The following is a 24918-nucleotide window of genomic DNA, read 5'->3' as shown; positions in this document are numbered from 1 at the left end:
CGCCGTCCTCCCATACCGCCAGTCATATGGCTCCGTACCATAGCGGTACAGTAATTAGTCTCCATCCGGGAATGCTTTATCCAGCATGACCCGCTTTCCAATCCGGAAATGAGGATTTTTCTTCACCGCTTCGCCGCTCAGTCCCACCGCTACGCGGCGGGTCCCGGTTTGGCCAATATCAAGGAACTCAAGCGCTTGCGCGGAGACGACCTGTAGGTCGCCGCACAAGCAAACGTACAGAGTGACGCCGAGATTGGCCAAAAAGACCATTTCCGGATAGAGACTAATTACATTGAAGCTGCTTCACGAGACCGAGCAGCGACACGACTCCAAGCTTTGTGAAGAAGCGCACAGGGAAGGCCTCGTTCATATGGGAAGCGACACCGAATTCCACTTCCGCCAAGTCTGGGGATATAAACCCTAAGCATGGGCTGGGGCACGTACCGACCCTCCTACAGTTCTTTCTCAATACGCTGCCATTCAGCGTTGAGATGTTCCATGAAATTTTCGATTGATAGGCCGTCAACTCCGGGAGCACTCTTGTTCGCCCTGACTCGGCGATAGGCCCCCGACATGTCCTCACGTTCAACCACTGCTTCCATTGAATGAAGATTCTTCGCCTGGGAGTATCCCGTCCCCGCGGTGACGTTTGACGCACCAAGCCCTTGCTTTCCGCACAGATATCGGACTTTGAAGATATGTGACTCCTCATCCAGCATGACCACCTCATGTAAGGTTCCTGTTCGTCGGACCAGCGCCTTGCCTGCGCCTTCTTTCAGCTCCTGTCTCCTGGCTGGCACCCTTGCCGTCCGGCTAACACCTCCCCCTGACAGGCGTGTAGAGGACTTTCACCTCCACGATTGTGGGCTCTCCCGGGCGCACACAAAAAAAATCCCCGGACCGTAATGAACCGATCCAGGGATTTCCCAATTTTACCCTTAGAACCGTTGAGCCACCTCTGTCCACGAAGGTTTGCTCTCTCACCGTTCAGGCAGGTCTTCTGACTCTCGGATCTCCCTACTTGCCGCGCCTTCCCATCAGATAATCAGTCACTTGCTGACCACCCAACAGTGGCGATGTGTGGCTTTCGTCCCCGATCACAGCGGCGGGTCCGCCCTCGATTCTCACGAGGTTCCCCTTTGAGCCTGCTCCAGGCACCTGAACGGCAGATTATATTCTTATGATGCTAATGATGCTATTCGTCCATAGGAAACATTTCAAGAAAAATTCTTGCACAAATAATACTCAATATCATTGACTTAAGAAGCCGGGGCTAAGGTTTTTACTTGCATATATAGCAAGTTATACTTCTCTGTCAGCAGTATAAAATGAATCAAATGTCAATTTCAAAGGAAGTGACATATGCATACGGAAAAATTATGTAAAAATGTTGCGCTTGGCACAGAATCTACTTTCCAAAATTTGCATCAAACCGATTAGGTTCCTTAGAAAACATTTCCATTTTCATAAATTTCTTCAACCGCACAGTTTCTCTGAAAAATATTTTTCCCACAATCGTAAGGTATCCTTCACTGCCGTTTTATTTTTCCTCATGCATCTCGTCCACTGTTCATTACAGAGAGAAATCGACGAGTTTTTCAGCTTCTTGGATCTTCCGATCGCTCCGAAAGAAAGGTCACGGCTGGTATATCTATCGTCTATGAAAAACAATATCGTGCATCTCTTTACTCGACGACCCATCAGCAAAATCCTTCAAGCCATATCCATACTGCTCAGCAAGTCTTTATCGATTATCCGACCAAGCCGGAAAAATCCCGGGAAGAGGGAATGCACAAACCAGCACGTCCGATCCGGTCCCCGGACAAAAAAAACCCCGACCGAAATAACTCGATCCGGGGATTTCCCAGTTTCATCCTCAGAACCACAGAGCCACCTCCCTCCGCGAAGGTTTGCGCTTTCTCCGTTCGGGCAGGTCTTCTGACTCTCGGATCTCTCTACTTGCCGCGCCTTCCCACCAGACGATCAATCATTTACTAAACACCCGGCAGTGGCGATATGCGGTTTTCGTCTCCGATTACAGCGGCGGGCCCGTCCTCGACTTTCACGAGGTTCCCTATTAAGCCTGGTTAAAGGCACCTGAACGAATTTTCTTCTTTCAGAGGAAAGCTACTGAGGGCAAGAATAAAAGTCAAGAAAAATTTGGTATCGTTCTGCGACGTTCCCAGTTTACACCCAAAGGCCTTGTTCAGGCCCTTCAGTTAGAGAAGCGAACTCCCTGACTTTCCCGACATATCCACCATCACCCCGAAAGAGGGCGTGTCCATCGTTGCGATGAGGGATCCTGACGACGCTGGAGACCTCTATACCCACGATGGTGCACGTATCTGCGCCAAGAATGCCATCGTCTCCTTCGGATCCTCCCTCTTGATTTTGGGCGGTGTTATGGGGTCATTTGCCGGTCTCCCGCCGCAGGCAGGCCCTCACCTGGTCGGCATCCTCCAGGGCGAGGACAGAGCGGGCCAGGTGTCTGGCCTCACCGCTGTCAACCGTTAGGATCGTTTTCTTCACCTCCGGGATGCGCGGCGCAGTAGCCGAAAGGGAACTGAACCCTAGCCCGATGAGCACGGGGATGGCCAGGGGGTTGCCGACCATGTCCCCGGCCGGGTTTCCCGGCACGCGGCGCAGGATGTTCTCGTAGATGCAGGCCTGCCCACCTCCTCGGCCTGCCCGGCCCTGGCGCGCAGGACCGGGTCTGGAAGTGCGCCGAAGATGACGGCGAGGTCGTTTACGCTCTGCACGACGGCGTCAGCCGCCGGCCGACCGGACTGGATCCGGTCCGTAATGCTTCCGTGGAAAAGCGGGCTCTCCGGCATGGCCAGGAGCGCCTCCCTCGCGGCACCGTCTTCCAACCCTAGGAGCGCCGCCGCAACCTCCCGGCAGACGGCCTCGAGGCGCCCGAGTTCCAAGGCCGCCTCCTGCGGGTCGAGTTTCCGGCCGCTGACCTCAAATTCCACATGCCGAAGCCTGAACACCGGCCCGATGCCGATCCCAGGCGAAAGGGCCTACCCCTCTATGCAGTGATTCGCTGCCAAGCGCTCCCTCCTTGCATTCCATTGTCCCTTCCGGCCCGCGGCAACGATCCCCCAAGACGGCATGCGGGGGCTTCTCCCACTGGCTGAACTTCATGTCTTTTAACCCCAATCAGCCGTCGAGGCAAAGATTAATATGCCCGAAGACGAGCTTGATTCAGCCAAAAGGGCATCCATTACCCTTTACTAGGGCATTGCAATCCGCTCCTAAAAGTATTACTATGAGCAGTAATACCATCCACCGGAGGCACAACCATGAGAGTCACCACAAAAGGCCAGGTTACCATCCCGGAGCGCATCCGCGACAAACTGGGCATAACGCCGTCCACCGAAGTCGATTTCATTGAGGAAGGCGGCCGCGTTTACCTCGTGAAAAAGGAAGGGAGCAGGCCCTACACCCGGAAATTCAGGACCTTGCGCGGCGCAGCGACCGTCAGGATGACAACGGATGAGATCATGTCACTGACGAGGTCGGACGAGTGAAGGCCGTGCTTGTCGACTCGAACGTCATCCTCGACCTCTTTCTGGACGACCCCGAATGGGCGGACTGGTCGGAATTTACATTGGCGGAGCGAAGCGCCGAAGCGATTCTCCATATCAATTCGATCATCTACAGCGAAGTTTCGATGGCTTTCGAGAGGATAGAACAACTGGAATCGGCCTTGGGCAAAGCCCGGTTTCAGATGCTCGACATCCCCAAAGAGGCCCTTTTTCTCGCCGGAAAAGCCTTCCTGACCTACAGACGGCGTGGAGGCGCAAGAACGTCCCCTTTGCCTGATTTCTATATTGGAGCCCAGGCGGCTGTCCTCGATATCGACCTGATCACCCGGGATGTGTCCAGGTATCGCACCTATTTCCCCTCGGTCCGGCTGATCAGCCCGGCGTGCCCATGAAAACAGGGATCGATATCGCTAAGCCTCAAGTGGCATTCATAAAGCCCCTTCCTCAAAGATGGTATTTCGAGGCGATTTCCCTGAGCTTTTTCATTAGTATCCATCCGGAAATGATTTCCCTATAGAACCCCGTTTCCAATCCGGAAATGAGGATTTTTGGCCAATATCAAGGAAATCAAGCGCTTGCGCGGAGGCGACCTAGTGGTCGCCGCACAAGCAAACGTGCAGATTGACGCCGAGATTGGCCAAAAAGACCATTTCCGGATGGAAACTCATTATATGGCACTCCAGACAGGTTCATTTTTCAGAGCTGCTATTACATGTTGAAACCATGGCAGCAAAACAGGAAAAGGAAGAATTCATCCTTAATCCTGAAACTTTAGAGGCGAATTCGTTGACAAAAGGTATTTTGGCGAACGCTTTAAACCCCCATCCGTATTTGTTCTGGTTCAGTGTCGGTGCCCCAACCATGGTCGCAGCGATGGAGAAAAGCATCATCGCACTGTTCGCTTTCATTGTCAGTTTCTATGTTTTTCTCCTGAGATCAAAGATCCTGTTGGCTGTGTTGACTGGAAAATCAAAATCCTTCCTGACCGGAAAAGCATATATTTACATCATGCGCTTTCTTGGAGTGGCACTGGGAACCTTGGCGGCCGCTCTTTTTTACAACGGGCTGAAACTCATGGGAATAATCGAAGCCTAGCCTCGTGTCCATCCGGAAAAGAGCATCCAGCGCGGCCTCTTGCCCCTGCCTCAAACCGTTATCATGCTGCAGCCCGTGGATTCCCGGCGGCCGACTGGATCGGTAGTAGGGAAAGCCTCCGCACCGCACCGGCCTTGCCGGCAATACCCCCTGTGCCAGGATCGCTTCCTTTTGCCTGTCCGTCACCTTGAAACCCGATCATTGAAACCCGTCCTGCTTGTCAATCTGCCGGACCACTTCAATCTCATGCATGTCGACTTTTTCAAGGCGAATCTTGGGCTCATCCTTGCTTGATTTTACGTGTCCGCTTCCTGAGCCTTGCATGATCCATGGTCCCGTGAGATCGGGGATGTCTTGCCGATGTCGATCCGGAGCGGCGGGACTCTATCCAGAAGCGGCTTTTTGTTTGACAAATAAGCGGTTTTGTGCCGTAGACTAACTTTGAATGGGCGACTTTTTATGGACCTTTTCGAAAGGAGCCTCACCATGCCGCTCGTACACTTGAAAACCCCCTGGGATGCAACGGTTGAGAATTGGGAAGCAAGAGGTCTCTCCGATGCTGCAGCCTTTCCGGGGCTTGCCGGCGATTGCGGTGTGGCCAGGCCGGGTATGACCCCGGTGGTGCATCGTTTCCTCGATCTCTTCAAGATCAAGGATTTTCCGATCCGTTTCGCCTCTTCGAGCAACGAGTTCTCAGCCATGCCGCCCGATCCGGATTGTGCGAATGCCTGGCCGCGCTGCATCCGTGCCTGGGAGGTGCTCGAACCGGTGCCCATGTTCGCCGTCGCCTTCGAACAGGCCTGGTATCACATGGGTACGACCTTGGGTGAATTGATCGAATCCTTGAGCCTCACCCCCGGCGAAGAACTCGAGATACAGGTGTTTACCTGGGACCGCATAAAGGTGAGTCGGGATCTCGAGAGCACGGACATTGTCGACAAGGCAGGTGAGAGCAGCCTGACCCGGCATGACAGCTCGCAGGTCGTCAGCCGGATGGAAAAGGAGAAGGAGTGGCAACTCGGCGCCAATGTCGGACTCAGCTACGGCCTGACAGCCGGCATTGACTTCAGCATGGGGGAGTCGCTCAGCGACTCGATAGAACGCCGTCGTGAAGAGCGCCAGGAACAGACCAACAAGACTACATACAAGCTGCGCTCCGAGCGCAAGCTCAAGATCTCGACGGTGCACGAAACCGGCTTCGAAGAAAAGCGCAGGCGTGTGCTCAAGAACCCGAATCCGACAAGGTCGGTGACCTACAATTTTTACGAGACGCTGTCGCATTATCGTGTAGACCTGGCTATGGTCGAAACGGATCTGGCGATCGCGCTGCCGAATCGACTGCCGTTGATCACACCCGAGTGGGTCGTCTGCCACGAAGGGATCCTGCGCGGGCATTTGCTCGATGAGAGCCAGGAGGGCGGGTTCGCCTCCGCGCGGATGCTGGTTGTGCCGGGAGTGACGAATCTTGCGAAGGGGGCGATCGATGCGCTGGTCCATGCCTTCATCGACATGGAGGAAGCCATCCGCAGCGGCGAGGGTGATTTGCTGGCCGACCGGGAGAGCATCGGCGCCGCACGCGCCGATGCCTTGTGGACTGCGATGCGGACGGTGCTCGAAGACCACCCGCCCATCGACCCCTCGTCCTATCTATACACGCGCGCAGCGCTCGAAACTTTAGGGACACGGCCATCCCTCCGCGGACTAAAGCACGCACTCTGGATGCTGTCCGGATGGGTGTGGGCTGCGGGCCTGGGCGATGCCGCATGCCCCGTTTCGACACGGCTCGAAACCGCCATCGCGTCTGCCTGTTCGATCCTCAAGCTGTTGACGAGCGGTCCCGGTTATCCCCCGCTCGACCGGATGGAGGCGCCTCCGGGTATGACGGGTGGCATGTCCACCGGCGAGGAGGGCACCGCTGCCGGCGAGCTCCCGGCGGGAGAGACCCTGGAGGCGGGCCTGGTCGAAATCGAGCCCACCATGGAGGAGGCCACCGCCAAGGACCGCGCCTTGTTCGATGCGCTCAAATGCCATATCGAGGCGAACCTTTTGCACTATCTGCGTCCGATCTGGCTGGCGGAGGACCCGGCTGTGAGGCTGCGCCGGCTCGCCGACGAGCTTGGCTTCGACATCGCCGAACTCGAGCAGCAGATCGTGGAGCCGATGATCGGTTTTCACCTCAATTGCTGCGTCTACCGTATGAGGCTCGGGCGCGAACTCGAGGCGGAGCTGCGCAAGCGGCTTCAGTCCAAGGATCTGAGCGGGACGATGCCTCAGCCTCAGGCGTTAAAGGCCTACCTTTCGTCTTCCCGAAGGAGGGCCGGAGAATGCCTGTCGCGGGTAAAGACCTATCTGAGAGACACCGCGCAACACCGATTCGAGCGGAATGCCCAGACCCTGCTCGACAAGGCGGTAGCTGAGGCGAGGGTCCATGTGCTCACCTGCAAACGGCCCAAGAAACGTCTCTCGCCTGAACTGGTGCCGGAGGTGCTGAGTCTTGCCGAGCGCATCGCCGCCGAGGGTGTGAAGCGCTTCGAGGCAGAGGAGGGTTGGCTTGCATACCTCACCGAGGGGGAGCGGGCGGTCCGGTCCCGGATGAAGCGCGAAGCGGAGACCTGGGTCACGGCAGTCGAAAGATCCCAGTCTGCACTGGATGAGAATCGTCATTCGGCGGTGTTCTCGACCCAGCTCGAGGCGCTCATCGCCACGCCGGGCCAAGATCTGAAAACCGTCATGGTCGTTCTGCCCGATGGGGGATACCACTGCGAGCCTGTCGTCGGGCTGTGCTCCGGGGCCGATCCACTTCACGCGCGCCGGCTGGAGGCCGATCTGATGCTTCGCGAAGCCGAGGCCCGGCAGGCGCAGCTCGAGGTTGACCGACGTGAACGGCGCCTTGAAAGCGGCGACCTCGGGCCCGAGCCCGCAACTCCAGTCCTCACAGTGCACATGCCGAAGCCGGACGAAAACTGAGGGCAGGCGCATGGTCGCCGGGAGGATTCTGGAGATGATCCATCCCCTTTTCCAACGAAATGCGATCCGATGACCCTTCCCGGAGAGTTCCCGCCTGATTCCCCTGCAGGCCGCCCATGGTTCGCGCTGGGCGTCAACTATCCCTATGTCTGGACGCATGGATGCGATATCGGGCCGAACCAGATCGCCGCCGCCGACCCCTCACGTCCGAACGGGACGGCCTTCGGCCCTGGGCGAATTGCCCGGCTTCGAGCCGATTTCGAAAGACTCCGTTCGTGGGGCTGCCAGGTGGTCCGCATATGGGCCTTTGAACAGGGTGAAGGGCTTCGGTGGCGTCAGCGGGGCGTTGATTGGATCGTCGCGGGGATCGATCCGGCCTTTCTCGACAACGTCCGCCGGATCACCGCCTTGGCCGAGGAGGCGGAGCTGCGCATCTACTGGACCCTGCTTACAGCCGCCAGTTTCGAAGAGGGCAAACAGCCGACCGAGGCCGCTCGGCGCCGTGCGGGGGCTTTTCAGCTCCTTCTGCGGAGCGATTGGGCGCAGGAAAGGTTTTTCCTGCACGCGGTCCACCCTTTCGCCGATGCGCTGTGCGCCCACCGCGGAGGCGTCTTCGCCCTCGACCTGATGAACGAGCCCGACATGCTGTGGCCACTCGCACCCTGCAACATCCGCGAGGCCCTGTCGCGTTCGAGTGCAGACGGGCGCGCTGCGTTCGAGGCATGCCTCGCGGTTTCTCGACTCGCTTTCCTTGCAGGCGCCGGCGCGGCATACATCTTCAGAAGGCGCGAGCTTCGCGTTCTCCGATTTCTCCAGCGCATGGCCCTCTCGCTGCGCGCTCATCTCGCAAGGGGGGGCCGCCGCCTGCTGCTGTCCATCGGCTTCGCGTATATCAACACGATCACCAGGAACCGCGGTCTGCTGGACGACTGCCTCGATTTCCACGACTTCCATTTCTATGACCTGCTCGACGTCACCCACGCCACACCGAGCCTCCCCCGCTGGACCGACACTGCAAAGGCGTGCATCATCGGCGAATGCGGGCTGGGTGGGCAGTTTGTAAAAGACACGCTGGGCATGTCTCTCATCGGCCAAAGGTCCTTTCAGTTCCCTCCTCGGACCACATTGCAGGACATCTTTCGGGTGCAGGCCGAGCTGGTTCGGCATACCATGAGCACCGCGCGTCAAAATGGGTTCGGTGGCTGCTTGATCTGGGAGTACGGCCGGCAGTTTGAACGGGTTTTCGGACTGGAGCGCAGCCTTACCGAGCGCGGAACGTGCCGCCTGGAAGGAAACGCCCGTCGGATGGAGCACTGTCTCGACTGGGCAGACCGCATCCCGCTGTTGTGGAAGCAAAGAGAAGGCGTTGTTCAACCGTCCGATCAATGTGTGCATCTCGGCTCTTCCCCTTCAAGCGAAGAACTCTGCGGGCGGCCCGCAGTGCGAGATATCAGGGCCTTCTCCGAACAGTTGACACGCGGCAACCTGCGTCTCTGAAATAGTATCCATCCGAAAATGATTTCCCGGTAGAACTCAGTTTCCAATCCGGAAATGAGGCTTGCGAACAGGCATGGCTGCGCAGGGCACGCTGCTCCATCATCTCCTCCAAGGCCGATTCCACCCGTTCATCCTCGGTGTCTTGCAAACTCAGGTAGACGGAAAACCGCTCCACTACACCGTTTTCAGCAAACAATTCCGGAGAATAGGTCCGAATCTCAAGTGCGCAGGCCTTCGGATCCTCGAACGGTAGTTCCATGGGATCATAGACCATGCGAAACCTTTTCCACTCCTTGCCTTCCATAGCAAAAACCGGATTGGCCGACCCGGCCAACGTGGAATATCGTGCCAATGCAGCAAGACCGGCCTCCACTCCGGGGAGGTGCTTGGAACCAAGGTCAACCCATATGCGCTTTTTCACAGGTGTCGGTTGGCAGAATATGCTGTCGGCAAGGGGGCCGCAAATGGCTTCGTTGGCATCGGTGTCTCCACCGCGCATGACCGTGTCGACGACGCCTGCTTCAAAGCGCGGGGCATCGAGCAGTTGCCACAGGGCATTGCGAAACGCGATCAAGACCCAGCCCTGTTGCCGGACATAGTCAGAGGGAACTTTTTGCCGGGCAGCAGGGTTTAGAGGTCTGCCAGCGAATAACTCGTGCTCCTGCCACCTCCGGTATCTTTTTGCAGAATGCCCAACTCAAGAAGCTCTTTGATGTCACGCAAAGCCGTATCCTGAGAACAGCTCTCGATCTTGGCGTATTTCGAGGTGGTCAGCTTGCCTTTAAGGCCCTCCAATAGATGCATCAGAATATCTTTCTGCCGGCCGCTGAACGTCACCTTAGCATGACATTCCCAGAAGCGTGCTTTTTTGAAGACGTTGGCTAGGATCACCTCGGCTCCTTCGATAGCACGATCCAGACAGTCCAGGTACCAGCGCAACCATTCCGTGATATCAAGATCCCCTTTCTGTACTCGTTCCAGTTCGTTGTAATATATGTTTCGTTCCTGCCGGATTTGCGCTGACATGCTGTAGAAGCGCTTCGTACTCCCCTCGGATCGAGCCAGAGCCATATCGGCAATGGCCCGTGCGATGCGACCGTTCCCATCATCAAACGGGTGGATCGACACAAACCACAAGTGAGCGATCCCTGATTTCAGAACGGGATCGATCTTTTGCTCCGCGCTGAACCACTCAAGAAAGAGTTTCGTTTCACGGTCGAGACGCACGGCATCGGGAGCCTGATAGTGGACTTGTTCCCTGCCAAAAGGGCCGGAAACAACTTGCATAGGTCCGGCGCTGTCATCCCGCCATGCGCCGACACGGATGCGCGTCATGCCACTCCGCCCTGTTGGAAACAGCGAAGCATGCCAGGCGAACAGACGTTCGACGGTCAAGGGTTGATCGAATTTCTGGGTAGCATCGAGCATCATCTCGACAACGCCCTCGACATCCCGATCCGCCGGAACCAGCCCGGCGATGTCCATGCCCAAACGCCGCGCGATCGAGGAGCGCACTTGCGCCGGATCTAGAATTTCACCTTCAATTTCGCTGGATGTGAGGACATCCCGGGTAAGGGTCTCGAGGACCGCTTCGTCCCGCAAAGAAAAGCCAAGGGTTTCCATTCGTCCGATCAGTCGCCCCTGCCGATGCCGAACGGCAGCCAATCGATCTGGCAACGTCTCTTTATCCCAATGAAAATTGGGCCATTCGGGCCGTTCGTGTATATATTTCGTCATAATCGCCGCACCTCTTGCGGATATTATGATCCCTATTTACCGCAAAGGCAAGAATTTTCTCCGCAAAATCTGCAGAGAATATAGGATCTAATCACCGCAAACCGCACGGGTTCGCACGACAGATCGAAGCCCGAAGAGTGCAGGCCACAAAGAGGCTCCACACGTTCGAGCCCGGTCGGCTATACCGACGTGCATATCTGGAGATTATTGTTCGATAAGGATTCTTATTTGGTTACCATCAGGAAATGGTCTTTTGTGCCGATCTCGGTGTCCATCTACACGTATGCTTGCGGGCGACCTGCAGATCATATTCACGCAACGTCTTGATTTCATTGATATTGGCCAAACCGGGACCCGCCGCGTAGCGGTGGGACTGAGCGGCGAAGCGGTGAAGAAAAATCCTCATTTCCGGATTGGAAACTGGGTTCTATAGGGAAATCATTTCCGGATGGATACGAGGTAGGTCACACCATGCTTCGCCCCGGAATACATCTCCCACTGGGCGTGGTCGAAGCCCATGTGGCAGGTCTTGCAGGCCTCCGGTTCGGCCGCCTCGCGTTTGGAGAACGCATGGCGGGTGTGGCAGTTCTGACAGTCCATCCCATAGGGATAGTACTTTCTCTTGTCGCTCTCCCGGACACTCTGGTCTTTCAAGCCCAGGGTATGGCACCCGCCGCACCCCTTCTGGCCCTCCACGAAGGCCGCGGGCTGCATGTGGGTGTACGGCATGGCCTCGAGTGCGATCAGCCCGAGCGCATGCTTCCCGGACAGGTACTGCTCGGCCTGCTCCTCGTGGCATGCCTGGCACGTCGCGATCGTGGGCAGCTGGACCTTGTCGACGTCCTGGTCGCTCTGATGGGCGGACCCGTGGCAACTGGTGCAATCCAGGGTCTCGGCCATCTGGCCCCGATTGAAATCCTGGACCTGCAGTGGCGAGATCTTGATGTGGCATTCCTCGCACTTGGAAGGCTTGGCCGCCGCCGGCCCGATGTTCCAGAAGAGAAGCAGGACAGCCGCCAACGAGAACGGAATCAACTTGCGCATGACCTTTTTCCTCCTTGATTGAAAGATTCGGGTTTCTTTCCCCGCCGGCCGGAACGGACGTCTCACCCTTCGCCGCCCGTCCCGGCCTGCCATATCTCCACCCGGTGCCCTTCGGGATCAACCACGTAAAACACTCGCGCATCCCAGGGATGGCGCCGAAGCGCCGTCGGTTTCAAGCCGGCCCTCTCGGCATATTCCCGGACGCCTTCGATGTCATCGACCTCCAGGGCGAGGGTGATGCCGAGCCCCCTCGAACTCTTCACGGACGACCGCCGTTCGTCCGCAACGCTGAGCCGCGCCCCCTGGGTCAACTCGAACTCCACGAACCAGTCGTTTGAAAAGCGGACGGGCAGATGCAGCCGGTCCCTGTAGAACCGCACCGTCGCCTCCCACTCCCGGCAATACAGAATCGTATTCGCACTCTTCATACGCTTCTGGAGCGCCCGCTGCGAGCCCATGGACTCAGGATGTCCGCCGCAGAGTCAGGGCGCCATCTCGGTGATTTACGGACGGCCCTCTTCCGGATTTTTTCGGTATTCTCTTTCCTGTTTCTCGTGATATTTGCTCTCTTCTCTTGTCTGCTCTTCGTACTGCCTTCTTTCTTCCTTCCCTCTTTCATCAGCGAAACCTGTTAGGGACAAAGGCAGTAAAATAGCGATCATTGTGGACATCATTATTTTTTTCCAAGCTGTCCTCTATTTGTTTCATACCTGGGTTCCGGGTGGCTAGTCAAACCGTAGCCGAAAACGGATGAAAATCCGGATAGTTAGACATAGGCCCCAAAAACGCGTGTTACTACGCCTTCAAATGGCGGTTCACGATTTCCCCGATCCTTTTACGCATTGGAATCGTTAAAGCTTTCACTATAGGCAGGACCTGCTGCGGCGGTTCATCGCGCCGAAACAATAGGTGACTGGGGCGGGCTCTCGAATTCCGTGGTCTGGAGCTGAGCCACGCCATGAGGACACCACCCCCATGGCTTGCCGGTCATGAACTCCGAGATATCGGATATGGGTTTGGATGGATATCCGGAAAGCCGAAAGACCGTCAAGGAGAAGACGTCCTTCGAGCTGCCGACCCAGCGCGGAAAAGACGTTTTGAAACGGGTAGGGACTTGTGGTCACAGAATAATGTTGGTAAAAGGTACTGGATATTGGGTAATGGATATGGGGTGCTGGTACACAACCGATCCATCTTGAAGCGTCCTCGATGTGGGAAGGGGCTGGGGATTCTGATCGAGGGTTCATCGACCATCCATCATCCAGCGAGCGGTCCATCGATGCGACTGTCTAAAAAAGCGACCTGCGTTCTCATGCTGATATCTGCTGCTGTGTTTCTGCAGTGCACCCTGGCGATACCCGAAGGGGATATCGATCTGGAGCGGATAAAACTCCCCGAAGGATTCAAAATCCATATCTACGCTCGGGATGTGCCTGGAGCGAGGAGTATGGCGAAGGGGACCAAGAACGTGGTTTTTGTGGGCTCCCGCGATCCCGGAAATGTCTATACCCTGGTGGATCATGATGGAGACGGGCAAAGCGACAAGAAGACCGTTCTGGCGAGCGGCCTCAACAGCCCCAACGGTGTCGCCTTTCGGAATAACGCCTTGTATGTGGCCGAAATAAGCCGGGTGATCCGTTTTGACAACATCATGGAAAGGCTGGCCGACCCGCCTGCTCCGATGGTGGTCAATGACGATTTCCCCAGCGATCCCCACCACGGCTGGAAGTATATCGCCTTTGGCCCGGACGGCAAGCTTTATGTACCGGTAGGGGCCCCCTGCAATGTCTGTTTGGAGGAAGATCCCCGGTTTGCCACGATCATGCGCATGAATGCGGATGGATCCGGTCTCGAGATCTTCGCGGAAGGCATTCGGAACACGGTCCGTTTTGACTGGCATCCGGTATCGGGTGTCCTCTGGTTTACGGATAATGGACGCGACTGGATGGGAGACGACAGGCCCCCGGACATACTGGCCCGGGCGGGGCGCCCTGGCATGCATTTCGGGTTTCCTTTTTGTCATGCGGGATACCTGCCGGATCCGGAATTCGGAGACCGCCGGTCCTGCAGTGAGTTTGCGAAGCCTGGCATTGAACTGGGGCCTCATGTGGCCGCCCTGGGTATGAAGTTTTACACCGGTCAGCAATTTCCGAAGGAATTTCATCAGGATATATTTATTGCCGAGCACGGATCCTGGAACCGGACCGTGCCCATCGGATACCGGATCACCCGGGTTCGCCTAAAGGGAAGCCAGGCAGTGAGCTACGATGTGTTTGCAGAAGGATGGCTTCAAGGCGTAAAGGCTTTTGGCCGGCCCGTAGATATGCTGATCCTCGGAGACGGGTCCATGCTGGTCTCAGACGATCGTGCCGGTGTTATTTATCGTATCCATTACAGCCCATAACGCGCTCAGGCGCCGCCCACTGAATGGGTACCGGCTGTAACTCGCTCGAGGACGTTTACCTGCGAATTCTTCACTTGAATTGCGCCGGTTCCTGGTTCTTCTGACCACCCTCCCCCTCCGGGATGTAGGAAAAGGTGTCTTGTTCCCGTTAAGCCGTCTGCAACCCCACTTTTCCCATTTCCTTGGGATCGGTAACCAGCGCGTGGCTGATCTTGAAACCACGCCTTCGAACACTTCAACGGTTCTGTCCAGCGTCATTCCCGACTTCATGAAATAGTAAACCGGCACAAATGCGGCGCTTTCAAGGCAGATCTGTTTGATGTACTCGTCTGGCTCAGGGACATTGTCCTGATTCAAACTGCTGAGAACGATATCGGCCGTCCTTTTCCACGGCCACTTCGGCCAGGTTCAACTGTGCGCCTGTTTGGGTACACACCAGATTGCGGCGTTCCTCCGTCATACCAATAAACGTTTTCATTTTGATTTCTCCCTGATTGCCAAATCGCGGATGATGTCGGCAATCCAGGCGGGCGCATAACGAATGTCTTTCACCAATTGGGTTTTAGCCTCCTCATCGAGAAGGCGATCCAGTTGTGCGATGACTTGTTTATCAACATGCTCCTACCCTAAGTGCCGCAACACCTGGATGACCAGGCCGCTGACTTTGCCGGCGGTTGCCATGTTGCGAGGCGTTGTCCGCTTCAGGATGATCTGCCGCTTGCCGATCTGTACGGTGCGGGAAAGACTGTCCGTCAGATAGGTGACCTTCATCGGCACCTGGGTGGATAGCCCGAGCAGATTGGCGGCGTAGGCCCCCGTCGGCTGTAGACGGGCGGCGTCCCGGCCAGCCAAGGCCTTAGCGATGTCATCTGTAGAGGGCTGCAAGGGTCCCAGCTCAGGGTCAGTCTTCGGGTAGTCATAGAGGCCTCGGGCCAACTGGCGAATCAGCCCGGATTGCTTGTGGCGCTTCAAGGCCGAACCAACGGCATCGCGGCTACCGAGGTCCTTGAAGTGATTTGGCGTAAAGACCCAACCCCTTCCGTGCCCGTATATCCGGCTAACGATCTGACTATCTGTATTTTTCGAGATTTTATTCATAATTCACCTGACACGAAAATATATGCATTTTTGTGTCAAACAATAACCTCTTTACTGCCTATTATCGATTCCTTCCAGCATTTTCAGCAGTCCATCCATCGACGAGCGCAACCTTTGTGAGCTTTCCTGCCAGTTGGCAATAGCCTGTTCTAGGCTCGCTTTCCCATAAAGCGCTTGCTCCTTCGCAACTCTCCCCGCCGCAGCCGTTTGCACCCGCACATAAAGTGGAATGCTGAGGTTGCCACCCTTTTCGCGAATCTGATCATTGCCGACCACCCGGGCAAAGCCGTCCTCGCCGCCTACCAGGCATCGCGGTCCCACTGTTTGATGGAGTACGGCGGATTGGCCAGGACCACGTCGAACTTCATGAGCCGGTCGCCTTCGACAAAGGCGGAATTGGCCAGGGTATCGCCCCGGACGATGCGGAAATCCTCGATGCCGTGTAGGAACAGGTTCATCCGGCCGATGGCCGAGGTGAGCAGATTGCACTCCTGGCCGAACAGGCGCAGGTTCCGCCACTCCTTGTTCTGCCGTTTGAGATGAGCGACGGAGGAAAGCAGCATACCCGCCGAACCGCAGGCGGGGTCATAGATCGACTCACCCGGTTTGGGTTCGAGCATCTCGGTCATCAGGTGGACTGCGGTACGGTTGGTATAGAACTCCGCAGCGGTGTGGCCAGAATCGTCGGCGAACTTTTTGATCAGGAACTCGTAGCCCTCCGACTTGACCATGCAGCCTGAGGAGATCATCGAACTTTATGCAAGCAGATTCAAAATCGAAATCACATTCAAGATGTTCAAGCACATCGTGGGAAATTTCTGCTACTACTTCTGGACCACGGTCTGGCGCGTACCGAAGGGCAAGACTCTGGACTTGGAGCGACTGAAAGAGATGGATGAGAGAAGTAAGCGTTTGATCGCCGGTGCAATGAACACGATCGAGGCGTTTGTAAACTTCGCCTTGATCGCGACCGGGATACTGCAGATCATTGCGCTTGAGCATGCGGAACGAGTCCGAAACCTCCACAACTGGTGGATGCGGACAATTCCATCCGACGTCCCATCGGAGGAAATGGTAAAGACCGTCATCCAGCATGAGTTCCATCATCATTTCCGAAGATTCAAGCATATAGCGATATATCGAATAATTAAGGACAAACATTGCGAAAAGGCCAAACCGCCATTGCAAATGGCTGCTTGACAACCTAAAAACTTTTGACTGTCAAGATCATAACATAACCAGCTATATTCACAAGGAAAACCATATACGCTGACGTCTTAAGTCAATGACATTGGTTCAATGGTATCCCCACAGGTCCTCTGGAGAAGTTCTTTCCACTCCCACGCCGGGTCGCACCAAAGGATAAACGCCGCCGGTTCATCCGGTTTCGATAGAACGGAGTGGATATGTTCAAACAGCCAATTCTTGAAAGAACGATCATTCAAACGCTATCACCATTCCTTTATTCCCACCAACCAGGTTTCGGCAGTTTGCCTTCCCGGCACCAGCGCCGCTCATCGTCGCGCCAGACAGCCCGGTCGGCAATGGCCTTGTCCACATCCTTGCCCGCCAGCATATCCGCCATCAACAGTTCCGCCTTTTGCAGCGGAGCTATGTTCACCCGCACCCCGTCGTTGATATCCGGCTGATAGAGACTTTCCTGCCGGATGAATTCCGCGACCGTCTGCGGCGGCGGACGCTTTCCGTTCAGGCTTGAGAGTTGATCATATATCTCCTGCCGGGCCAACCAAGGTTCCCACGTCAGGGCCTCCGGACATTGCCATGATTCGATGACGTCCCTCACTGCATTTCCCTGTCCTGATTTCAGGTCCAACTCCTTCTGCCAGGCCTTGACATCGCACTTCAACGCATTCATCTTTCGCTTCATATCCGACTGCTCTTTAAAATCGACCTTGGGATCCAGGGTTCGCTCTTTCAGCGATTGTAATTCTTTCTTTGCGTCCCTGATTCTTTCGGAAATCGGTTTCAGTATAGCTTCATTGAAGGTCTTCCACCAGACATCGCAGGCACATCGGAGCGAACCCTGAAGCATAGCCTCTGCTTGGGCGAAGATCAAACCCGCCAGGTCTTTTGCCGTGGGATCGGTAATGAAGGATTTTTCTTCCGGAGGCCTTGGGCCGACGACAGTGCAGTGATAATCCAGATGGACAATGGCATCCGTTATCCAAATAGGAAAGTCCGCATGGAGGGCCGTCTGATCAGCCTGTTTTTGCCAGTCCGCAAGGGGACCGTCCTGGATCAGACCGTTCAGCTTTTTCAGCCACCGTGATTTGAGGCAGAGCATGGCGTCATTGACGGCGTGCTGGCGAAGCTGGGGGTGAAGGGTTTTTGGTCCAAAACCCGAGGAGCTGACCTCGGTCAAGACAACGTCGAAGGCCTTCAGTTCCTGGATTCGATATCGTAGAGAATCTTTCTTTTCTTTCTGTTCGCTAGCGACGCCGCCATTGGCACTCTCCAAACCGCGCAATTCCATCTCCAGGCGTTTCAACAGAGGGATAACGTATTGACTCTTGAGCTTGGGCAGCAGATCTCCGTTTATCTGGTGGTAATAGAGAAGGCACTCAAATGCCGCTTCCTGCCGGCGACGGCCGGACCATTGGGCACTCAAAAGATGCCAGGCAATGGGGCGCTTCCTGAACTGGGAGACGTGATGGCGAAAGAAGTCCTTGCGAACCCACTCGCCCAGGGGTTTGCCCATGACTTTTTCAAAGACATTTTCTTCCGACGATACCTGCTCCTCTCCGCAGTTCGCAGCCAATCGTCCCCTCAGACGAGCATGTAAGTTGGCTCTATCCGTCCCTTCCGTCAGGGGTATGATTCCATCCTCATCCGCCCAATCCGCAACCGCTTCCCCCGCCTCAACCTGCTTTGGCCAGCGGTGGCCCAGAAGGCACAGGATCTGAACCGTAAAACGATCTTTCATCAGACGCCGTTCCTCGGGCAGGCATCGCCATTTGTCCTGTTCTATGCCTTCCTTCAGGAGCCAGTAGACAGAGATTGGATGGATTTCCAGCCTTTGGGACAATTCTTCGAGAAAGGTCTCCGCCGGGATGGGGATCCGGGCACCGACGGCGATCTGGCCGTTCTCTTCGTTATCGTCATTATCGGCATCAACATCCGGATCCTCCACATCCTCTTTCGCCCCAGGGCCTGCCTCGTAGAGGTTTCGGAGCCGCGATTTAAGGGCATAGAGATCGGCAGTCCCGATCTGCAGGCGTGCATCGTCATCAGGCAGTAACCCTTGCACCCAGACTCCCTCTCCATCGAGGGAGAGGGCCGGGGTGAGGGGGGGGAAAGCGTCATAGCCCTCGATCAGAGGAAACCAGGCTGCGGGTGTTCCCGTTTCGTCCAGCACAGCCAGGAGATCTTCGTCTGCAATGCCATAGTTGGCGAAAACCCTGCGCTCCGAGACGCCTTCGAGGGTGTGTAGGATCGCGGCAATGGCTTCGGTCTGGCCGTAGCCTGGGCCTGAATCGCTCCCGGGGATTGCAGTCTGTGAAGGTGGAACGGCGAACGTCCGCTCTGTCGAATCAGGCTCAACAAGGCGGCGTTTCAAGGCAATGCATGCGGACTCAAGGGGGGCGGGAGATGATGGAAGGTGTTCGGGCATGGGAAGGCGGGAGATGTAACTTTCCCGGATATCTAAACGAGCTGCGATCACTCTTGCTACGAAGCTAGAAAGGCGAACATTCAAAATGGCTGCAAGACCACTGAATTCGTTTTTTACTAAAATGCCAGATGATTTGCTTGACATCATTCCATCAGTAGGAAGAGGCCTAAATCCAAGCGATCCCCGAGCTACTTGACTATACGTCCACCCGTCCTTGAAGTAGTGCTGCTCATTCCTCACGACGCTGGCGGGAAACGCCTTGATCCGCGCCCCTCCATATTCCCAGTCCACTGCCCAGAAATGGTGACCGAACCACTTGCCGTATCCGCCGCCTTTTTCGAAGGGGACCCAGCGGCGGTTCCGGACGGGGAGTCCCCATTGACCCGGCGGCGCTTCCCAGGTGAAACGGACGAAGCGCGGGTCGTTCGCCGTGGCGAGTCCCTGGCAGACATCGGCGACATCCCCGAGGGTTCTTCCTGCCAAGAGTTCGAAAAACCGCTCCCGCAGCCAGTAGCAGACCGGCGACTGGGGGATCGTGAGAAAGCGCGACTGGAGTGGACGGAATACAACGCTCTGCGAGCACTCATTTATCGGGACGGAAGTGCTCATTTCCGCTTCACTCCTCCCTTGCGGCGCAGGCCGAGCCCAAATAGGTAGATATCGGGAACGTCGATGCGATCGTTGGCTCGCTCGCGGAAAACGCCCAGCTCAACCAAATAGTCGATGAGTTCCCTTGCAGTCTGGGCGGGCGGGCCTATGTGTTTGTCACCTTGCCCCCAGGATCTGTCCCAATCCTGATCGAGCAGTTCCTGCAACTCGCGCCGGTTCCATGGAGCCAGCCTGTCCTTCGCTATCCGTTCCCTGACCCCATGCAGCCAAGGCCATTCATTGTGGATGGCCTGGATAACGTAGTCTGTCGAGACATCTTCGAGAGCCTGGCGAAGCGATGTAGGATGGATGAGTTTAGGTGGAGTAGTGCGAGGGTTGCCGCGTTCCTTTTGAGCCGCCTGCTCGAAAAGCCTGACCAATGCTCTTGGCGTAGCGCATTTATGGCCGTCACGCAGATGATCGAGGACCCAGTTGAAGCTCTGTCCCTTGTTTGCGTTGGCGCCCATGTATTGGCCGACAGTACGTTCGATAAAAGGGCGGGCATCCTCTGCTTTTTTCAGGTTCGGAATATACCCGAACGTCTTGTGGGGTTCCTTGTTGAAGGGGATCCGAGCGCCCTTGCAATACTCGAAAAGCAGCTCATCAGTGTTCGCGATACGCTTGATGAGCATCGAGAAGAGATTCTGATCACTCCAGCCAAGCTCCACCCGATTTGCGGCAAGTTTGGCCAGATCGGCCCCGCCAATCCCGGCATGGCGCCGAAACAGATCCGTTCGCAGGAATATCTTGGCCCGGAGTCTCTGCCATCGTCGTGCATAACTGGACCAGAATGCAACGAGTCCCTGAATGGCCTTCGCCATCGCCTCCCAGTCGAAACCACCCAGAGTATCCAATTCGTCATAACCCACAAAGAGCCACTTATCTGCCTCCTGGAGTTCCTGGTCCAACTGGTCCAAAGCAAGTAAAGGGTAGTTTCCCGACCCTACGAATGCATCGAGCACTTGGTCCGGCGCTCCTCCGGGAAGATCAAGAAACTTCAAGTTTGTGGAGTCGCTTATCTTGTCTTTAAGAACCCTTACAAGGTATGAGAACCAAAGATTCACAGCCTGATCGGCTGTCCGCAGAGCATTCTTCAGGCCTCGTGAATCGGGGAACTGTGCTCCGATAGGGTATCCGGGTATCAGCTTGATGAGGTCGGTCTTCTTATAAGGCAATCTCAGTTCAGCGGCGAAAGGAGCAAGGGCGGACAGCAATCCGTTTCTGAACACCGCCTTGAAAAGAGCCGATTTCCCTGTTCCTCTCTCTCCTACTACAAGCATAACATCGGGATCGAAGGCACGAAGGTGCTGCTTGATGGGATAGAACCGACGCACGAAAGACTCCCCTGGTTCTGCTTCTGCCTGCCCGTAACCAAGATCCGAAAGGAACTCCAGGAGTGCCTTCTGTGTCTCTTTCTTGAATTTGCTCATCGTTTGTCGCCCCTGAACCGGCTGAGGATACGGTTAGTAAGACTCAGGTAATCCTGCGACTCCACAATCGTTCCAGCAACGTCATCGAGGTTGCGAAAATCAGCCAGAACTTCGTCGTAACGAACAGGGACCGGAACATGCGGTGCGTCGCTGCTTTCAAGGTCTTCAATGCTCCAGAAATTATCAGGGCCGGACTCTATGTAGTAAAGCTCAGTGAATTCATCTCGGGCTCTGTCTCCAAATCTTTGTGTCGCTGGCTTAGACAGTTCGGGGGCTCTTGGAACCATTGCGTGAACCATAACACAATCCCCTTGCTGCTTGTCTGCCAGGACCTGCTGAGCACCCAAACGCTCGATGACCAGCCTCAAGCCGCGCCAGCTCTGCTCGGAAGTGGTTCCAAAAAGCACATGCAAATGGGCAAATCCTCCCAGAACCATGCCGGCAGTTTCGGCGAGTCCTGCCCGAAGATCCACTAGAAGCCAATGAGGGCTTAGTTGCGTACGTACGTCCTGGAGGAGCATGAAAAAGGGATGGTTTTGCCTGTCCTCAGGCCTCGGTGGTTCGAAATCCAGACGAGCCAGCTTGCCAAGGTAGTCGCTGTCGACGCGACCTGATGGAATAACCAGAATTTCCCCTTTCCCCGTGATTTTCTCGCGGCGGCAGGCATGGTAATAATCCCGCAAGTCCACAGGCCCAAGAGCTCGTTCGAGCAGATAGTCCACTACACCCCAGCGTGCCGTTGTTCCTTCCTCATCGGCAGCGAGCAATGTGCCTATGCCAGGGGCGTCAAGATCCGCATCAATAACCGCCACTCTCTCGCCCTCCCGCGCTCGATGGATCGCAAAGGCCGCCAATGCAGTAGATCGGCCAACACCGCCCTTGAAGGAATAAAAAACCACTATAGGAGGCCGCTTCGTGCTTGGGCGACCTGGCTTTCCCCAGGGAGGCTTATCCATTGGATAAAACCATGCCCCGCGGGATCGGTAACGATCCAGGATGCGCAGGCGGGATTCATCCAGATGTGGCTTGCTCTCCTTCCATGTGTCCTCATAAAGAAACTTATCGGCATCCGATACATCCTTGCTCACAGTCCAGATGTCATCTGACCAGGCACCTTGAGCCTCCTCACCCAGTTTCTTTCGAATATCATCGATCATGTCTTCAGGTGCGCCACCGGGCCAGATCACAAGGCGAAGCTTGCCATAGAGATCTTCGATCAGCACCATCTTGCAGTCACTCGGGGCGTTGCTCAAGGCAGCGATCAAAAGCTCTACTGCCGAGTGGCGCGCCTCATCCAGGTGTTTGAACTTAGCAGTCATAATTTCACCTCACCATCCTTGATAAGACCCCAAAGTACGTGCGCATAAAGACGTTTAGCCTCCGCCACCCAAGCCGAGGCAGTTGTTTTCGGAATGGTTCCTTCAAAATGGTACCGAAGGGTTTCTTTCCATCCCGCAGGAGGGGTGCCGTATGGTAGCCTCGTGAGCGTAAAACCCGGGGGGAAATACCGTGCCGTTCTGGAAGACGGCATCGTTGCCAACCTCTGCGCATTTGTGCTTAATCTGTTGATATCATGAATCCTGGACACACCTGAAGCCTGGTTGATCTGAATGATGGTTTTCAAAATACATTCCACCACATATCCAGCCAGATATGCAGCGCCGTCATAACGTCGTCTGCCCATAAGGGCGCGCGCATCCAAGTAGTGCTTTCTTGCTGCATCAGGATAGTCCTCGCCCGAGGACTGCCTCATGTTCGACATAAATTGCCGCTCCTTGAGCCACTTTTGTTATGGATGGAATTGAGCGCCTGGAGTAACAGCCTGTCCTTTTCCTCCGGGCTCTTCGGTCCGATGAGTCGGAACGCAGTGAGGCGGTGATCTGTGGCCGGGGCTTTTTTAGCGAGGGTGAAGAGTACGATGTTGACGATCTCGCCGGAGATCTCCCCAAAAGCACCAGGTCCAAGATGCGCCAGCGTCTCTATGGACGTCTCCCGCAAGATTCCTGCGAATCCCGAGGGCTTCTTGAGCTTCTCCTCATCCAAGGCGCGGAGATCCGCAAAAGACCGGAGAAACATCCAGGATTGTTGGGTGACCATGGCCACCCGGCCTGTTTCCGGTTTGGCCAGTTCCAGACAGCGCAGAATAAAGGCCGCATACAGGTCACGCTTCCCAGATGGGAAATGTTTTTCAGCGTGCCGCTTTACCACGGGTCCCATGTTCTTGGAGCCCATGTACGGCGGGTTCGTGGCCACTACATCATAGCGCCGCGACAGGAAATCAAACAGGGACAACCCTTTCCCCGCCGTTTCCCCGAAAAACCGCGTTGAGAAATCAGCGGAAATGAACTCTTCCTGAAAATGGTTCCTCAGTCGGGCCAGGAGGCCATCCTTCCATCCCTCATAGGATATGACGCCCAGGGGGAGCGACGTCTGTTCCGGTTTTTCCATTTCCGCAAAGAATTTCCTCTGTTTGGGCGGTCGTGCCGTTGCTTCATCATCAAGGGCTTTCAGAAAGAGGAACTCCTTTTCCACGGGCTCTTCGATCTGGAGGAGCGTTCCCAGTTCATCGGGGTGCCGAAGGCTTTCAAAGATCAGTCGAAGGGTGGCCTGGAAGGGTTTGTCTTCCGGATGTTTGTCAAGAAAGGCCGCGAGGTGATCCATGTCGGCGCTGGGATGGATATTGGTTGCCGCCATATTGATGCGTGTCGGTCTGAAGGCCCGATCCTTCTCCTTTGCCTTCATGTATAGAGCGCAGGCGGCAATCTGGATGGCCCGCTCATCAATATCGATCCCAAAAAGATTCTGGCTAAGGATGGCCTCGCAGATCTCCCCAGGCGTCTTCAGTTCCCCCTCTTCCTCATACATGGCGTAGAGTAGATCAAATGCCTCCAGGAGAAAGTGGCCGGAACCGACGCAGGGGTCGAGAAAAGAAAGCCGCTTGGGGGACTTTTTTTCAACGGGCGCTCGGTCGGCGTCCCGCACATAGTATGCCCAGGATTCACAGAGGCGGGAGCCGGGATGCATGGCCATCCAGAGGGCCCCCAGGGAATTCTGGACCAGGAATTTCACCATGTAGGGTTCCGTGTAGAGTTGGGTGACGGGGATGATGTCTCCTTTCTCGATTTTTGCGCCCTTAACGGTGCGGACCTTTGTAAACACCCGGTCCTTTTCCTCGGTGTTCCAGTATTGATAGGCCCAGCCGAGGGTGTCCGGCGCGATGAAGAGTTCATCGGCAGCAGAGAGCAACTGAATGCACTTTTTCAGGGCTGCCACGCCGGGCTTCAGGGCGATGACCGGTTCATCGGGGTGGAAGAAGAGAGGGAGTTCCTCCGCCCGCTCTACAAACTCCGCAAAGAGAGCCGCATACAGGCCGTCGTCTTCTCCAGCGCAGACCTCCGGGTTTTGTCTGGTCAGGCGATGATGCTTTAGGGAGCGTCCACCGTAACTTTCTTTCTGCAGGATGATCTCGTCGATCAGTCCCCGGGCCTCCATACAGCGCAGAGCGATGAGGCGGTTGGCCCAGGTATAGGCCGATTCCTGAAGAAACTCGCTGATGGCCTCTTCCCCTGATCGTCCCGAATGCAGGGCAGATTGGATAAAAGCGTCCACAACCAGCCGGGCGTGGCGCTCCTCTTCGGATAGATGGGAAAACTGTTCAAGAGGCAGGGCTTCCCGATCCCGGCGAACGCCCAGGGCGGCCAGGCGCTCCTCCAGGCCGCCGGGATGCCATGCGCTGCTGTTGTCATAATACCCTTCCAAAATATGACGGAGGTCGAGAACGATGGATTTGAGTTTTGCTTTATGTTGAGGTTCCAT

General features: G+C 55.9%; 24 protein-coding genes, 2 pseudogenes and 2 riboswitches. Of the genes and pseudogenes, 9 read left to right on the top strand and 17 right to left on the bottom strand.

Annotated features, from left to right (window positions below; all coding sequences use genetic code 11):
- Positions 1-54 precede the first annotated feature (54 nt).
- From ACZ500_RS01650 to ACZ500_RS01635, 4 genes are all read right to left on the bottom strand, one after another.
- Positions 55-270: a hypothetical protein gene (locus ACZ500_RS01650; RefSeq protein WP_464230794.1), complete on the bottom strand. Its 216-nt coding sequence runs from the start codon at positions 268-270 to the stop codon at positions 55-57.
- Between the two features lie 182 nt (positions 271-452).
- Positions 453-719, bottom strand: coding sequence for a hypothetical protein (locus tag ACZ500_RS01645; protein WP_464230793.1), 267 nt, complete (start codon positions 717-719; stop codon positions 453-455).
- Positions 720-973: 254 nt separating this feature from the next.
- Positions 974-1177: riboswitch (cobalamin riboswitch) on the bottom strand.
- 734 nt (positions 1178-1911) lie between these two features.
- Positions 1912-2116: riboswitch (cobalamin riboswitch) on the bottom strand.
- 293 nt (positions 2117-2409) lie between these two features.
- On the bottom strand, positions 2410-2613 hold the full coding sequence (locus tag ACZ500_RS01640) for a hypothetical protein (protein WP_464230792.1): 204 nt from the start codon (positions 2611-2613) through the stop codon (positions 2410-2412).
- Positions 2571-2975 (bottom strand): phosphoenolpyruvate-utilizing N-terminal domain-containing protein, encoded by a 405-nt coding sequence (locus ACZ500_RS01635; RefSeq protein ID WP_464230791.1) that lies wholly within the window; start codon positions 2973-2975, stop codon positions 2571-2573. Before ACZ500_RS01635 ends, ACZ500_RS01640 begins: the two co-directional genes overlap by 43 nt.
- A gap of 330 nt (positions 2976-3305) precedes the next feature.
- Between ACZ500_RS01635 and ACZ500_RS01630 the strand changes: the two genes are divergently transcribed.
- From ACZ500_RS01630 to ACZ500_RS01605, 6 genes are all read left to right on the top strand, one after another.
- Positions 3306-3533, top strand: coding sequence for an AbrB/MazE/SpoVT family DNA-binding domain-containing protein (locus tag ACZ500_RS01630; protein ID WP_464230790.1), 228 nt, complete (start codon positions 3306-3308; stop codon positions 3531-3533).
- The gene (locus tag ACZ500_RS01625; protein ID WP_464230789.1) at positions 3530-3943 is read left to right on the top strand and encodes a type II toxin-antitoxin system VapC family toxin; all 414 of its coding nucleotides are present in this window, start codon (positions 3530-3532) and stop codon (positions 3941-3943) included. Before ACZ500_RS01630 ends, ACZ500_RS01625 begins: the two co-directional genes overlap by 4 nt.
- Positions 3944-4099: 156 nt before the next feature.
- Entirely contained in the window at positions 4100-4270 is a 171-nt protein-coding gene (locus ACZ500_RS01620) for a hypothetical protein (RefSeq protein ID WP_464230788.1), read from the top strand.
- Positions 4271-4274: 4 nt separating this feature from the next.
- Positions 4275-4646, top strand: coding sequence for a LysE family transporter (locus ACZ500_RS01615; protein ID WP_464230787.1), 372 nt, complete (start codon positions 4275-4277; stop codon positions 4644-4646).
- Between the two features lie 459 nt (positions 4647-5105).
- Positions 5106-7613: a hypothetical protein gene (locus tag ACZ500_RS01610; RefSeq protein WP_464230786.1), complete on the top strand. Its 2508-nt coding sequence runs from the start codon at positions 5106-5108 to the stop codon at positions 7611-7613.
- 69 nt (positions 7614-7682) lie between these two features.
- Complete coding sequence (locus ACZ500_RS01605) at positions 7683-9110, top strand: glycoside hydrolase 5 family protein (RefSeq protein WP_464230785.1); 1428 nt, start codon at positions 7683-7685, stop codon at positions 9108-9110.
- Here the strand turns inward: ACZ500_RS01605 and ACZ500_RS01600 are convergent.
- Positions 9064-9702: pseudogene (locus ACZ500_RS01600) on the bottom strand (hypothetical protein); the annotation flags it as partial. The gene ACZ500_RS01605 and the pseudogene ACZ500_RS01600 sit on opposite strands and share 47 nt — an antisense overlap.
- A 38-nt stretch (positions 9703-9740) precedes the next feature.
- Complete coding sequence (locus ACZ500_RS01595; protein WP_464230784.1) at positions 9741-10847, bottom strand: Fic family protein; 1107 nt, start codon at positions 10845-10847, stop codon at positions 9741-9743.
- Positions 10848-11130: 283 nt separating this feature from the next.
- Here ACZ500_RS01595 and ACZ500_RS01590 point away from each other — a divergent pair, with 283 nt between their 5' ends.
- The gene (locus ACZ500_RS01590) at positions 11131-11280 is read left to right on the top strand and encodes a hypothetical protein (RefSeq protein ID WP_464230783.1); all 150 of its coding nucleotides are present in this window, start codon (positions 11131-11133) and stop codon (positions 11278-11280) included.
- Between the two features lie 5 nt (positions 11281-11285).
- Here the strand turns inward: ACZ500_RS01590 and ACZ500_RS01585 are convergent, their stop codons facing one another.
- Both ACZ500_RS01585 and ACZ500_RS01580 read right to left on the bottom strand, forming a co-directional pair.
- Positions 11286-11891, bottom strand: coding sequence for a multiheme c-type cytochrome (locus ACZ500_RS01585; protein ID WP_464230782.1), 606 nt, complete (start codon positions 11889-11891; stop codon positions 11286-11288).
- A gap of 62 nt (positions 11892-11953) precedes the next feature.
- Positions 11954-12349, bottom strand: a complete 396-nt coding sequence (locus ACZ500_RS01580; RefSeq protein ID WP_464230781.1) for a VOC family protein — start codon at positions 12347-12349, stop codon at positions 11954-11956.
- Between the two features lie 854 nt (positions 12350-13203).
- Here ACZ500_RS01580 and ACZ500_RS01575 point away from each other — a divergent pair.
- Positions 13204-14295 carry a PQQ-dependent sugar dehydrogenase gene (locus tag ACZ500_RS01575; protein ID WP_464230780.1) on the top strand — a complete coding sequence of 364 codons (1092 nt, stop codon included), beginning with the start codon at positions 13204-13206 and terminating at the stop codon, positions 14293-14295.
- Between the two features lie 334 nt (positions 14296-14629).
- On the opposite strand, the gene ACZ500_RS01570 is transcribed toward ACZ500_RS01575, so the two are convergent.
- The 4 genes and pseudogenes from ACZ500_RS01570 to ACZ500_RS01555 form a co-directional block, all read right to left on the bottom strand.
- Positions 14630-14773, bottom strand: coding sequence for a hypothetical protein (locus ACZ500_RS01570; RefSeq protein ID WP_464230779.1), 144 nt, complete (start codon positions 14771-14773; stop codon positions 14630-14632).
- 143 nt (positions 14774-14916) lie between these two features.
- Positions 14917-15393 (bottom strand): DUF6088 family protein, encoded by a 477-nt coding sequence (locus ACZ500_RS01565; RefSeq protein ID WP_464230778.1) that lies wholly within the window; start codon positions 15391-15393, stop codon positions 14917-14919.
- Positions 15394-15444: 51 nt separating this feature from the next.
- Entirely contained in the window at positions 15445-15669 is a 225-nt protein-coding gene (locus ACZ500_RS01560) for a hypothetical protein (protein WP_464230777.1), read from the bottom strand.
- Between the two features lie 26 nt (positions 15670-15695).
- Positions 15696-16109 (bottom strand): annotated as a pseudogene (locus ACZ500_RS01555) (HsdM family class I SAM-dependent methyltransferase); the annotation flags it as partial.
- Between the two features lie 13 nt (positions 16110-16122).
- On the opposite strand from ACZ500_RS01555, the gene ACZ500_RS01550 reads away from it, so the two are divergent.
- Complete coding sequence (locus tag ACZ500_RS01550) at positions 16123-16593, top strand: hypothetical protein (RefSeq protein ID WP_464230776.1); 471 nt, start codon at positions 16123-16125, stop codon at positions 16591-16593.
- Positions 16594-16855: 262 nt separating this feature from the next.
- Here ACZ500_RS01550 and ACZ500_RS01545 read toward each other — a convergent pair whose 3' ends face one another.
- The 5 genes from ACZ500_RS01545 to ACZ500_RS01525 are packed head-to-tail and all read right to left on the bottom strand — an operon-like array spanning position 16856 to position 24918.
- A complete protein-coding gene (locus ACZ500_RS01545) occupies positions 16856-19633 on the bottom strand; it encodes a BREX-1 system adenine-specific DNA-methyltransferase PglX (RefSeq protein WP_464230775.1) in 2778 nt (925 codons plus the stop codon).
- The gene (locus ACZ500_RS01540; protein ID WP_464230774.1) at positions 19630-21102 is read right to left on the bottom strand and encodes a P-loop ATPase, Sll1717 family; all 1473 of its coding nucleotides are present in this window, start codon (positions 21100-21102) and stop codon (positions 19630-19632) included. Before ACZ500_RS01540 ends, ACZ500_RS01545 begins: the two co-directional genes overlap by 4 nt.
- Complete coding sequence (locus ACZ500_RS01535) at positions 21099-22421, bottom strand: tyrosine-protein kinase family protein (RefSeq protein ID WP_464230773.1); 1323 nt, start codon at positions 22419-22421, stop codon at positions 21099-21101. Before ACZ500_RS01535 ends, ACZ500_RS01540 begins: the two co-directional genes overlap by 4 nt.
- On the bottom strand, positions 22418-22864 hold the full coding sequence (locus ACZ500_RS01530; RefSeq protein WP_464230772.1) for a HEPN domain-containing protein: 447 nt from the start codon (positions 22862-22864) through the stop codon (positions 22418-22420). Before ACZ500_RS01530 ends, ACZ500_RS01535 begins: the two co-directional genes overlap by 4 nt.
- Complete coding sequence (locus ACZ500_RS01525) at positions 22852-24918, bottom strand: Eco57I restriction-modification methylase domain-containing protein (RefSeq protein ID WP_464230771.1); 2067 nt, start codon at positions 24916-24918, stop codon at positions 22852-22854. Before ACZ500_RS01525 ends, ACZ500_RS01530 begins: the two co-directional genes overlap by 13 nt.

Source organism: Desulfatiglans parachlorophenolica, assembly GCF_055394735.1.
Note: the sequence above shows the minus strand (reverse complement) of the source record. Positions and strands in the feature narration are given on the sequence as shown.